This is a genomic window from Sphingomonas beigongshangi (assembly GCF_016820445.1).
Classification (GTDB): domain Bacteria; phylum Pseudomonadota; class Alphaproteobacteria; order Sphingomonadales; family Sphingomonadaceae; genus Sphingomonas; species Sphingomonas beigongshangi.
Map to the genome: position 1 here is coordinate 176598 of NZ_JADHDT010000007.1, position 11795 is coordinate 188392.

The window sequence follows — 11795 nt, forward strand, 5'->3', positions numbered from 1 at the left end:
AAGGGGAGGGTGAGGGGGGAAGCGACCATGCGAAAGGGATCGTCATGAAAGCCGCCGTGCTCCACGAAGCCAGGACGCCGCTCGTCATCGAGGACGTCACGATCGACAAGCCGGGCCCGCACGAGGTGCTGATCCGCACGCACGCGGTCGGGGTTTGCCGATCGGACCTGCATTTCGTCGACGGCACCTATCCGCATCCGCTGCCCACCATTCCCGGCCATGAGGCGGCCGGCGTCGTCGAGGCGGTGGGTGACGAGGTGCGCACGGTGCGGGTCGGTGACCATGTCGTCACCTGTCTCTCGGCCTTTTGCGGCCATTGCGAATTCTGCGTCACCGGCCGCATGTTCCTGTGCGTCGACAGCAGCGTCCGCCGCCCGAAGGGGGCGCCGCCCCGGCTGATGCTCGGCGCCGGCCAGGATGCACGGCCGATCGCGCAGATGCTCAATCTGTCCGCTTATGCCGAGATGATGCTGGTGCACGAACATGCCTGTGTCGCGATCGATCGCGACATGCCGCTCGACCGCGCCGCGCTGATCGGCTGCGCGGTGACGACGGGGGCGGGCGCGGTGTTCAATGTCGCCGACGTGACGCCGGGGGAAACGGTGTGCATCGTCGGCTGCGGCGGCATCGGCCTTGCCGCCGTCAACGCCGCGAAGATCGCGGGCGCCGGCAAGATCATCGCGCTCGACCCCGTCGCGGAAAAGCGCGCGGTTGCCGAGACGCTCGGCGCGACGCACACGATCGACGCGACGAGCGATACCGCGGCGGACGAGGTCGTCGCGATCACGAAGGGCGGCGTCCATCACGCCATCGAGGCCGTCGGCCGCCCGCAGTCGGCCGCCACGGCGGTCAAGGTGCTTCGGCGTGGCGGTACCGCGACGATCCTCGGCATGCTGCCGCCGACGGAATCCGTTGGACTGTCTGCGATCGATCTCCTGTCGGGCAAGACGCTGCAGGGCGGCTTCATGGGCTACAACCGTTTCCCCGTCGACATCCCCCGGCTGGTGGATTTCTATCAGCGCGGGCTGCTCGACCTCGACACGATCATCGCCGATCGCCTGCCGCTCAACCGCATTAACCATGCCTTCGACGAACTGCGCCGCGGCGACGCGACGCGCAGCGTCATCGTCTTCGACTGACCCGCCCCGGACCCGACGTATGACCGAAGCACCCAGCATCATCCCCGTGGCGGACAAGGATCGCCTCGACCTCGACCGACTGTCCGCGTGGATGGAGGCGAACGTCGCCGGCTTCACCGGCCCGCTTCGCTACGCCAAGTTCGCTGGCGGCCAGTCCAATCCGACCTATCGGCTCGACAGCCCGTCGGGCGCCTATGTCCTGCGTCGCAAGCCCTTCGGCAAGCTGCTGCCCTCCGCCCATGCGGTGGACCGCGAATATCGCCTGATCGCGGGCTTGTACCCCACCGGCTTCCCTGTCGCCCGCCCTTATGCCCTGTGCGAGGACGAAGACGTCATCGGCGCGGTCTTCTACGTCATGGCGCTGGTGGAGGGGCGCAATCTATGGGACGGGACGCTGCCGGGCTATACGCCGGATCAGCGCACCGGCGTCTACAATGCGATGGTCGATACGCTCGCCGCGCTCCACACCACCGATTTCCAGACGGCGGGCCTCGGCGACTATGGCAAGCCCGGCAATTACTTCGCCCGCCAGGTCGAACGGTGGACGCGGCAATACCGCGCCAGCGAGACGGAGACCATGCCGGAGGTCGAGCGGCTGATCGCGTGGCTGCCCCTGACCGTGCCCGACCAGACGCGCACGTCGATCGTGCACGGCGACTATCGCATCGACAACATGATTTTCCACGCGACGGAGCCGCGGGTGGTCGCGGTGCTGGACTGGGAATTGTCGACGCTCGGCGATCCGCTCGCGGACTTCTCCTATTTCCTCATGAGCTGGGTGACCGAGCCGGAGGGGCGTTCGGGGGTGAAGGGACAGACCGGTCCGGAAACCGGCATCCCCACGATCGAAGACATGGTCGCGCGCTATTGCACGGCGACGGGACGTGACGGCGTCCCCGACCTGAATTGGTATTTCGCCTATAACCTCTTCCGCCTCACCGGCATCGTGCAGGGGATCAAGAAGCGGATCGTCGACGGCACCGCGTCCAGCGCTCAGGCGGAACGCTCCGCGGCGCAGGTCTACCGTCTCGCGGCGGCAAGTTGGCATTTTGCTGAGCAGGCGGGCGCTTGATGGGCATTTCTACCACCATGTCTTAGGTGGGATTCGTTGTAAACACCGTGACCTTTGTGACCTTTCAGGAAAGTCAAGCTCTATGTTGTTCGACCTGACCGACAAGGTCGCCATCGTCACCGGCTCCAGCCGCGGCATCGGCAAGGCCAGCGCCATCGAGCTCGTCCGCCAGGGCGCGCGGGTGGTCATCTCCAGTCGCAAGCAGGATGCCTGCGAGGCCGTGGTGGCGGAGATCGAGGCGGAATTCGGTCCGGGCCGCGCCGTCGCCATCGCCGCCAGCATCTCCGACAAGGGCGCGCTCCAGACGCTGGTCGACCGCACCCGCGCCGCCTGGGGGCGGATCGACGTACTGGTCTGCAACGCCGCGTCCAACCCCTATTACGGGCCGCTCGCCGGCATCGCCGACGACCAGTTTCGCAAGATCCTCGACAACAACATCCTCTCCAACCACTGGCTGATCCAGATGGTCGCACCTGAGATGCGGGAGCGTCGCGCAGGCTCGATCGTCATCGTCTCGTCGATCGGCGGGCTCAGGGGCTCGGACGTGATCGGCGCCTATAACGTCTCCAAGGCGGCCGACTTCCAGCTCGCCCGCAACTATGCGGTGGAATACGGTCCCGACAATGTCCGGGTGAACTGCGTCGCGCCGGGCCTGATCAAGACCGACTTCGCCCGCGCGCTCTGGGATACGCCGGAGGCGGAGGCACGCTCCAGCCGGCACACACCGCTCCGCCGCCTTGGCGATCCCATCGATATCGCGGGTGCGATCGTCTATCTCGCCTCGGACGCCAGTCGCTACATGACCGGGCAGGCGCTCGTCGTCGACGGTGGGGTGACGATCTGATGGCGCGCTTTCATGACAAGTCGATCGTCGTCACCGGCGCCGGCTCCGGGATCGGCCGCGCGGCCGCACGCCTCTTCGCCGCCGAGGGAGCTCGGGTCGTCGTCGCCGACATGACCGACGGCGCGGAGGAGACCGCCGCCCTGATCGCGGAGGCTGGCGGCGCGGCGCAGGCGATCCGGATCGACGCCGGGCGCGAGGAGGACGTGATCCGCGCGATCGCGCTGGCCTGCGACCGGTTCGGCGGCCTGGACGTCATGGTCGCCAATGCCGGCATTTCCGGCGGCCTCGCCAACCTCTTCGATACCGACGTCGCGCTGATCACGGAGGTGCTCCGCGTTAACCTGATCGGACCGTTTCTTGCCGTCAAGCATGCCGCGCCGCGGATCGCCGAGCGTGGCGGCGGTGCGATCGTCCTGACCGCCAGCGTCGCCGGGCTCCGTTCGGGTGCCGGCTCTCCCGCCTATTCCGCCTCCAAGGCGGGCGTCATCAATCTGGCGCAGGTATCGGCACAGCAGCTGTCGGGCAGCAACGTCCGGGTCAATGCGGTCTGTCCCGGACTGACGGAGACGGGCATGACGCAGCCGACGTTCGACTATGCCCGTGACGCAGGCAAGCTCGACCGCGTGGGCCGGCTCAATCCGCTGCGCCGCGGGGCTCAGCCCGAAGAATTGGCGGAGGCCATCGCCTTTCTCGCCTCGGATGCCGCGAGCTACGTCAACGGCCATGCGCTCGTCGTAGACGGGGGGCTTTCGACCAGCCATCCGGTGACCCGGCAGGAGTATGGCAAGACCGCCGTTTGACTTGATGCCGTCACCATCGGCGCGCAGGATGCTGTGATGACCATAATCCTCGTCGCTGCCATCGCGGCCGCCGTGCAGTCCGCCGCTTCCGCGCCGCCCGCGCCGCCGGTGCCACTTAGGGGAGAGTGGCTGCTCGACTGGGTCGCAAGTCCGGTATTGTGCAAGGAAGGCGGACCCCAGGCGCCAGCGCGGGCTGCGGAGCCGCGCCGCACCACCGTCTATTACTCCGGCAATCGCCTGTCCCTGACGATCGACTTCCGGATCGATGCCGCCGGTCGGCCGCTTTCCATTACCAGGCGGAACAAGGACTTCATTCCCGATGCCGACGATCTGGCGCCCGCACTCGCCGCCGCGCGGTTTGTGCCCGGCCATAAACGGCGCGGCTGCGTTCTGACCTTCACGCCGGATCTCATCCCGGTGTCGAGCGCCCCCCTTGGCGATGTCATGGCGACCTTCATGACGCCGCGCAGCAATCCTCCGCGCAGCTTGTGGGATCGCATCCACGCCGGTGGCGATTGCGGCGATCCCGCCCCCGCCGCGCTGCTGCGCGCCTTCCCGGATTTCAAGCGGTTGCCCGATCAGCCCGGATACCACAGCTGGACGATGATAGGGTTCGACCTGTCACCAGGTGGCAAGCCTCGCCGGGTCCGGACGATCGGTGGCGATGGTGCGTCCGCGCTCGACACCGCCGGACGCGCCGCCGTGGCGCGCTCCCGCTTCGAAAAGGGGGCCCACACCGGCTGTACCTATGGCTACTTCAAGGGGCCAGCGATCCTGCCCGCGCCAGCCCCGCCGATGGAGGAGGACTGGCGGCCGGCGGCGGCGACCTGTCCGAAGGACCATGTCTGGGATCGGGCACCGCGTTTCGCCTATCCGCCGAATTATCAGGCGCGCAGCATCGAGGGATGGGCGATCGTGACCTACGATGTTGCCCCCTGGGGTGAGATCGGCAACGTCCATGCGAAGGTCGCGGAGCCGACCGCGGACTTCGGCACTGCCGCCGAAAATATGCTGCGCGCCGCGACCTTCCGACCGGGACCGGGCTATGTCGGCTGCACCGAGCGGGTGCGTTACCGGATGGGCCGGTCCGGCGAGCATGGCGAGGCCGTGCTGCTGACCGGGACAGATCGGTTGCCGCCGCCCGACTGACCGGCCTCGCTCAACCCTTCGGGCTGCGCTGGCGGATCAGCCCCTCCTGCGCGACGCTGGCGACCAGCCGGCCATCGCGTGTTAAGATACTGCCTCGGTTCATGCCGCGCGCATGCCCAGCCCAGGGGCTGTCGGTGACGTAGAGCAGCCAGTCGTCGGCGCGGAACGGTTCGTGCAGCCATAGCGCATGATCCAGGCTGGCGCATTGCATGTCCGGCATCAGCCAGTTGACGCCGTGCGGCATCATCGACGTCGCCATCAAGGCCATGTCCGACGCATAGGCCAGCGCGGCACGATGAAGCGTCGGATCGTCGCCGATCGGCGCGGCGACGCGGAACCACGCCGCATTGGTCGGCTCCCGCTTTTCCGGCTGGAACCAGCTGCGCGGATAGAGCGGACGCATCTCGATCGCGTTTTGGCGGCGCAGGAAGAAGGCGCGAATCTTCTCCGGCACCTGGTCGGCGATGGCGAGGCGCAGCTCGCGTTCGGACTTGAGCGCCTCGGGCGGGGGCACGTCGGGCATTGCGTCCTGGTGATGCAAGCCATCTTCCTGCACCTGGAACGACGCGGCGAGATTGAGGATCGGCTGCCCCTTCTGCAAGGCGACCACCCGGCGGGTGGCGAAGCTGCGTCCCTCGAAGTCGCGGATGACGCGAAAGATGATCGGGAAGTCCTCATCCCCGGGCCGCATGAAATAGGCGTGGAGGGAGTGCGCGTCCTTGCCCGCCACCGACCGCTGCGCCGCCTGCAAGGCTTGGGCGATGACCTGTCCGCCAAAGACGCGACCGCGGCCGCCCGGCTGGCGCGCGCCACGATACAGATCGGTGTCGATCTCCTCGACATCGAGCAGCGCCACCAGCATCGCTGCGAGTTCCTCAGGCGACTTCTGGGGCGGCCCGAGATCGGAAGAGAGGGGGTCTTCTTTCATCAATATCCCGCATTCCTTGCCAGGCGGTCGGCATGGAAGCCGATGTCGCCGAACATCTCAGCGAGCACGCGGGCCCGCTTCATGTAGAAGCCGACGTCATACTCATCCGTCATGCCGATGCCACCATGCATCTGCACCGCCTCCTGAACGGAGAGCGTCGTCGCCATCCCACTCATCGCCTTGGCTACCGACACCGCTTCATCCGCAGCGTCGCTGCCGGCATCGAGCAGCTGCTGCGCCTTGAGCACGGCGGCCCGCGCGACCTCCATCTCGCTGTAGAGGTGGGCTGCGCGGTGCTGGAGCGCCTGGAAGCCGCCGATCGGCACGCCGAACTGCTTGCGCTGCTTGAGGTAGCCTATGGTCATGTCCATGGCACCGCCACCGACGCCGATCAGCTCCGCCGCGGCGCCCGTCCGTCCCGCCCGGAGCAAACGGTTCAAGGGGTCGCGGCCCGCATCGACCTCGCCGATGACGGCGTCGGCATCCACCATCACGCCATCGAACGTCAGCCGCGCCGCAAGGCTGGCATCGGTCAGTCGTTCGGGCGTGGCGGAAAGGCCGGCGGCGTCGCGCGGCACGGCAAACATGGTGACGCCGCCTTCGTCGTCGGCACGTCCAGACGTGCGGGCCGCCACGATCAGCAAGTCCGCGACATGGCCATGCGCGACGAACTGCTTGGTGCCCGACAAGCGGAAACCATTGCCCGCCCGCTCCGCCTTCATCGCGATCGAGGAACGATGCTTGGGACCCTCATCGATCGCCAATGCCGCGACGGTATCGCCCGCGACGATACGCGGTAACCATGCATTCGCCTGCGCGCTGCCCTTCAATGCCTCGACCGCGGCGACTGCGGTGGCGAGGAACGGCGATGGCGACAGGTTGCGGCCGATCTCCTCCAGCACGACTCCTGCCTCGACATGACCGAGGCCCATGCCGCCATGATCTTCGCCGACGAGGATGCCGGTGAAACCCATCTCCGCGAATTGCTTCCACAGGTCGCGAGAGAAGCCCGTGGGATCGTCCGCGTCGCGCAGGGATCGCAGATGCGAGACGGGAGCGTGTTCGGCGACGAACTCCCTGGCCGTATCGCGCAGCATCGTCTGTTCGTCGTTGAGATAGAGAGGCATCGTCTTCTCCTTGGCCCCCTCCTCGCCGGGAGGGGGGTGGGTGAGGGCGGGTCGACGCGGGTAGATCGCGACCCCGCCCTCAGCCGTTCGCCGCTGCGCGGCTTCTGTCCATTGGGTCCCGAAGGGGGGCGTCGTTACGCGCCCGGCAACTCCAGGATGCGCTTGGCGATGATGTTGAGCTGGATCTCGCTAGTCCCGCCCTCGATGGAATTGGCCTTGGTGCGCAGCCAGGCGCGGGCGCCCGCGCCGTGGTTGGAGGCCTCGCTTTCCCATTCGAGCGCGTCCGATCCACCCGCCGCCATCATCAGCTCGTGGCGATCCTTGTTGAGCTCCGTCCCGACGTATTTCATCATGCTCGGCTGCGCGGGATGCGCACGGCCGGCCTTTAGTTCGTCAATGAACCGCTCGCTCATCGATCCGAAGGCGCGGGCGCGGACCTCAAACAAGGCGATCTGGCTCCGCAGCACGGGATCCGCCAGCCGCCCGTCATGGTCGAGACCAACGGTCGCAATTGCGCCCTCGATCAGCGGGTTGCGGCCCCCGCTTGCCAGTCCCATGCCACTGATCATCTCCCGCTCGTGCCCGAGCAGGTATTTGGCAACATCCCAGCCCTTGTTCTCCCCATGCACGCGATTCGCCTTGGGCACCTTCACATTGTCGAAGAAGGTCTCGCAGAAGGGCGAATAGCCGCTGATCAGCAGGATCGGCTTGGTCGAAACTCCCGGCGTTTCCATGTCGAACAGAACGAAGCTGATGCCGCCCTGCTTGGATGCCTTGCTGGTGCGCACCAGGCAGAAGATCCAGTCGGCCTTGTCGGCGTAGCTGGTCCATACCTTCTGCCCGTTGACCACATAATGATCGCCGGCATCCTCCGCGCTTGTCGCGAGACCGGCGAGGTCGCTGCCCGCATTGGGTTCGGAATAGCCCTGGCACCAGCGGATCTCGCCGCGCGCGATCTTCGGTAGATGCTCCAGTTTCTGGGCCTCGCTGCCATATTTCAGCAGCGCCGGCCCGAGCATCGAAATCCCGAACGAACTGAGCGGAATGCGCGCCCGTATCGCCGCCATCTCCTCCCGCAGCACCTTGGTCTCGGCCGCCGTAAGGCCGCCGCCGCCATATTCCTTGGGCCAATCCGGAACGGTCCAGCCACGGTCCGCCATGACCTTCAGCCATTTAGCCTGCGCGGGATTGACCGAGGGATCGTAGCGCCGGCCGCCCCAGCAGACGTCGGCATCGGAACGGATGGCCTCGCGCATCTCGGGAGGGCAGTTCGCATCCAGCCATGCGCGCGTTTCGGTACGGAAAGTCTCGAGGTCGGTCATGATCCTGTTCCCTTTCGCCAACTCTGCTCTAGGCAAGTGACGGGCACGTGATTGGCTTACTTGATGGTGCCGCTCTTCAGGCTCTGCGCCACGGCGAAGCCATGCTTTTCCAGGCCCGCGACGACCTTTTCATAGCCCTCGGTCTTGGCCCAGAACATCGGTCCGCCGCGGTAGACGGGCCAGCCGTAGCCATAGATCCAGACGACATCGACGTCCGACGCGCGCTGTGCCTTACCTTCTTCAAGGATCAGTGCGCCTTCGTTGACCATCGGGTACAGCGTCCGCTCGACGATCTCCTCGTCCGTGACCTCATGCTGCGGTGTCCCCGTCTTGTCGCGCCACTCCTGGATGATTTCGGCGACACGGGGCGAGGGGGTCGGGTTCCGCTTCTCGTCATAGTCGTAGAATCCGGCCTGCTTCTTCTGACCCCAACGGCCTTCCGCCGCCAGCGCGTCGCGGATATTCTCGATACGGTTGGGATCGCGGTGCCAGCCGATGTCGACACCCGCCAGATCCGCCATCTGGAACGGCCCCATCGGCATGCCGAAAGCGACATGGACGCGGTCGATCTGCTCGGGAGTCGCGCCCTCCAGCAGCAGCTTGTTCGCCTCGACCTGCCGCGGCATCAGCATGCGGTTGCCGATGAATCCATAGGTGACGCCGGCGACCACCGCGACTTTCCTGATCTTTTTGGCCAGGGCCATGACCGTGGCCAGCACATCGGGCGCCGTCTTGGCGCCGCGCACCACCTCGAGCAGCTTCATGACGTTGGCAGGCGAGAAGAAGTGCATGCCCACCACATCTCCGGGGCGCTTGGTGCAGGCCGCGATCTCGTCGATGTCGAGGTAGGAGGTGTTGGATGCCAGGATCGCGCCATTCTTGGCGATGCCGTCGAGCCGCGCGAAAATGTCCTTCTTCACGTCCATATTCTCGTACACGGCCTCGATGATCAGGTCGCACTCGCGCAAGGTCTCGAAGTCGAGCGTCGGCGACAACGCGTTCATGGCGCCGTCGACCTGCTCCGGCTTCATGCGCCCTTTGGCGGCGGTGGCTTCGTAGTTCTTGCGGATGACGCCGGTGCCGCGGTCAAGCGCCTCCTGTGCCATTTCGACGATGGTCACGGGGATGCCGGCCGACAGGAAGTTCATCGCGATACCGCCGCCCATCGTCCCCGCGCCGATGACCCCGACGCGATTGATCGGGCGCAGTACGATATCGGCGGAGATGTCGTCGATCTTGGCCGCCTGGCGCTCCGCGAAGAAGATGTGGCGCTGCGCGGCGGACTGCGTACCCATCATCAGCTTCATGAACTCGGCGCGTTCAAATGCGATGCCTTCGGAAAACGGGACTTCGGTCGCCTTGACGACACAGGCGATATTGGCGGCAGGCGCCTCGAAGCCGCGGAAGCGCCGGGCATTGTCCTTACGAAACGCTTCGACGGCGGCGGGATCGGCCTGTGCGCTCTTGTCGGAGGCGCGGGGGATCGGACGCTTGGCGGCGACTTCGCGGGCGAAGGCGATGGCGTCCGCCTCCAGGCTGTCTTCGCCGACGATCTTGTCGATCAGCCCGGCGGCTTCGGCCTTCTTCGCGGAGATCGGATCGCCCTTTGCCGTCATCTCGAGCGCGAGCGGCACGCCGGCCAGCCGAGGCAGCCGCTGCGTGCCGCCTGCGCCCGGCAGCAGGCCCAGCTTCACCTCCGGCGTACCGAGCTTCGCGGACGGCACCGCGACGCGATAGTGGCAGCCGAGCGCCACCTCGCAGCCGCCGCCGAGGGCGGTGCCGTGGATCGCCGCGACCACGGGCTTGGTGCATGCCTCGATCATATCGACCACCGCCGGCAACATTGGCTCGACGGGAGGCTTGCCGAACTCGGTGATGTCGGCACCGGCGAAGAAGGTGCGGCCATCGCAGCGGATCACCATCGCCGTGATCGAATCGTCCGCCTCGCCCTCCTTGATCGCTGCTTCCAGGCCCTGTCGTACCGCAGCGCCCAGTGCGTTGACCGGCGGGTTGTCGGAGATGACGAGGAGGACGTCGTCGTGGCGTTCGGTGCGGATCGGCGAGGACATGGCAAAGGCTCCAGAAGGTCTTGGATCAGTTGAGAGCGGCGTAGATCATTGTCTTGAGTTCACGCCGGATCGGGTACAGCCCGGACGGGCTCAGCTGGGTCATGAACACCATATGCAGCCGCTCGACCGGGTCGATGAAGAAGGCGGTTGAGAACATGCCGCCCCAGTAATATTCCCCCTTCGATCCCGGCATCATCGTTCGCGCGACATCCTGCGTCACGGCGAAACCGAGGCCGAACCCCGTGCCTGCATTCTGTGTCTCGCTGAACAGCGACCGCGACAAGCTCGACAGGTCCTTCCCGCCCGGCAGGTGATTCATCGTCATGAGATCGAGCGTTTTGCGGCCGACGAGGCGGGCGCCGTCCAGCGTGCCGCCATTTTCGCAGAGGCGGCAGAAACGATGGTAATCCAGTGCGGTCGAAACCAGGCCGCCGCCACCCGACAGGAGCTTCGGCCGACGGCTCCAGGCGCTGGCGCTGCCGCGGTCGTGCAGCACGCGGCCCTTGCCCTCGACGAGCGTCCAGCAATCCGTCAGCCGGTCTAGCTTGTCGTCCGGCACCTGGAAGAAGGTGTCGTGCATGCCGAGCGGGGCGAAGATCCTGTCGTGAAAGAAGGCGTCGAGCGCCTGCCCCGACACTCGCTCGATCACGGCACCCAGCACGTCCGTGGCGACCGAGTAGTTCCACGCTTCCCCGGGGGAGAATTCCAGCGGAAGGCTCGCCAGCGCGGCGACGAAACCGTCGAGATCCAGATTGCCGTGCCAGCTTTCGATCCGTCCCTCGCGATAGGCCGCGTCGATGTTCGATCGGTTCTGGAACCCATAGGTCAGGCCGGCAGTGTGACGCAGCAGGTCGAGCATGCGCATCGGCTCGCACGTCGGCCGGGTTAGGAACGGCACGCCACCGCCACCGCCATTGTAGACACCGATGGTCTTGAACTCGGGGAGGACGTGGTGGACTGGCGTATCGACCGCCACCTTGCCTTCCTCGACGAGCAACATGAAGGCGAGCGACGTGATCGGCTTGGTCATCGAGGCGATGCGGAACAGCGATCCCTCGTCGACCGCCGCGCCGCCCTCCCGCGCCGCGCCCTGATGGGAGAAGTGGACGATCTCCCCATCGCGGGCGATCAGGAGCTGCGCGTGGGGCAGGCGGCCGGACGCCAGATAGCGGTCAGCGATGAAGGCATCGATCGCCGCCAGCCGAGCGGGGTCGAAGCCATGCGTCGCTGGACTCTCGCTGATCATCCTCATCCCATACCCTGATTTCGAAGCTGGACTTGTATCGCCTTGAGCGCCGTGCAAATCAACAGTAACCTTGCATCGAAACGCGATTGTCAGCGGCGA

General features: G+C 66.3%; 10 protein-coding genes. 5 read left to right on the forward strand and 5 right to left on the reverse strand.

The features are described from left to right. The first annotated feature begins 44 nt into the window (after positions 1–44). The 5 genes from IQ292_RS13950 to IQ292_RS13970 all read left to right on the forward strand — a co-directional run bounded on the left by IQ292_RS13950 (position 45) and on the right by IQ292_RS13970 (position 5004). Complete coding sequence (locus IQ292_RS13950) at positions 45–1139, forward strand: Zn-dependent alcohol dehydrogenase (RefSeq protein ID WP_203310924.1); 1095 nt, start codon at positions 45–47, stop codon at positions 1137–1139. Between the two features lie 19 nt (positions 1140–1158). Further along, on the forward strand, positions 1159–2211 hold the full coding sequence (locus tag IQ292_RS13955) for a phosphotransferase family protein (protein ID WP_203310925.1): 1053 nt from the start codon (positions 1159–1161) through the stop codon (positions 2209–2211). Positions 2212–2293: 82 nt separating this feature from the next. Then, positions 2294–3055, forward strand: coding sequence for an SDR family oxidoreductase (locus IQ292_RS13960; protein WP_203310926.1), 762 nt, complete (start codon positions 2294–2296; stop codon positions 3053–3055). Further along, complete coding sequence (locus IQ292_RS13965; RefSeq protein ID WP_203310927.1) at positions 3055–3855, forward strand: SDR family NAD(P)-dependent oxidoreductase; 801 nt, start codon at positions 3055–3057, stop codon at positions 3853–3855. The genes IQ292_RS13960 and IQ292_RS13965 overlap by 1 nt, the downstream gene beginning before the upstream one ends. A 36-nt stretch (positions 3856–3891) precedes the next feature. Continuing rightward, positions 3892–5004, forward strand: coding sequence for an energy transducer TonB (locus IQ292_RS13970; protein WP_238941100.1), 1113 nt, complete (start codon positions 3892–3894; stop codon positions 5002–5004). Between the two features lie 10 nt (positions 5005–5014). Here the strand turns inward: IQ292_RS13970 and IQ292_RS13975 are convergent, their stop codons facing one another. The 5 genes from IQ292_RS13975 to IQ292_RS13995 form a co-directional block, all read right to left on the reverse strand. Continuing rightward, a complete protein-coding gene (locus IQ292_RS13975; RefSeq protein ID WP_203310928.1) occupies positions 5015–5932 on the reverse strand; it encodes an acyl-CoA thioesterase in 918 nt (305 codons plus the stop codon). Then, complete coding sequence (locus IQ292_RS13980) at positions 5932–7059, reverse strand: acyl-CoA dehydrogenase family protein (RefSeq protein ID WP_203310929.1); 1128 nt, start codon at positions 7057–7059, stop codon at positions 5932–5934. The genes IQ292_RS13975 and IQ292_RS13980 overlap by 1 nt, the downstream gene beginning before the upstream one ends. A 134-nt stretch (positions 7060–7193) precedes the next feature. Next, positions 7194–8384 (reverse strand): acyl-CoA dehydrogenase family protein, encoded by a 1191-nt coding sequence (locus IQ292_RS13985; RefSeq protein WP_203311045.1) that lies wholly within the window; start codon positions 8382–8384, stop codon positions 7194–7196. 53 nt (positions 8385–8437) lie between these two features. Continuing rightward, on the reverse strand, positions 8438–10450 hold the full coding sequence (locus IQ292_RS13990) for a 3-hydroxyacyl-CoA dehydrogenase NAD-binding domain-containing protein (RefSeq protein WP_203310930.1): 2013 nt from the start codon (positions 10448–10450) through the stop codon (positions 8438–8440). A 25-nt stretch (positions 10451–10475) separates the two neighbouring features. Then, on the reverse strand, positions 10476–11702 hold the full coding sequence (locus IQ292_RS13995) for a serine hydrolase domain-containing protein (RefSeq protein ID WP_420853697.1): 1227 nt from the start codon (positions 11700–11702) through the stop codon (positions 10476–10478). Between the last annotated feature and the right edge of the window lie 93 nt (positions 11703–11795).

Bases quoted from the DNA above. Each gene is read 5' to 3' on its own strand.
- IQ292_RS13990 (WP_203310930.1), bottom strand. From the start codon at position 10,450: ATGTCCTCGCCGATCCGCACCGAACGCCACGACGACGTCCTCCTCGTC.
- IQ292_RS13975 (WP_203310928.1), bottom strand. From the start codon at position 5,932: ATGAAAGAAGACCCCCTCTCTTCCGATCTCGGGCCGCCCCAGAAGTCG.
- IQ292_RS13955 (WP_203310925.1), top strand. From the start codon at position 1,159: ATGACCGAAGCACCCAGCATCATCCCCGTGGCGGACAAGGATCGCCTC.
- IQ292_RS13980 (WP_203310929.1), bottom strand. From the start codon at position 7,059: ATGCCTCTCTATCTCAACGACGAACAGACGATGCTGCGCGATACGGCC.
- IQ292_RS13950 (WP_203310924.1), top strand. From the start codon at position 45: ATGAAAGCCGCCGTGCTCCACGAAGCCAGGACGCCGCTCGTCATCGAG.
- IQ292_RS13960 (WP_203310926.1), top strand. From the start codon at position 2,294: ATGTTGTTCGACCTGACCGACAAGGTCGCCATCGTCACCGGCTCCAGC.
- IQ292_RS13965 (WP_203310927.1), top strand. From the start codon at position 3,055: ATGGCGCGCTTTCATGACAAGTCGATCGTCGTCACCGGCGCCGGCTCC.
- IQ292_RS13995 (WP_420853697.1), bottom strand. From the start codon at position 11,702: ATGAGGATGATCAGCGAGAGTCCAGCGACGCATGGCTTCGACCCCGCT.
- IQ292_RS13970 (WP_238941100.1), top strand. From the start codon at position 3,892: ATGACCATAATCCTCGTCGCTGCCATCGCGGCCGCCGTGCAGTCCGCC.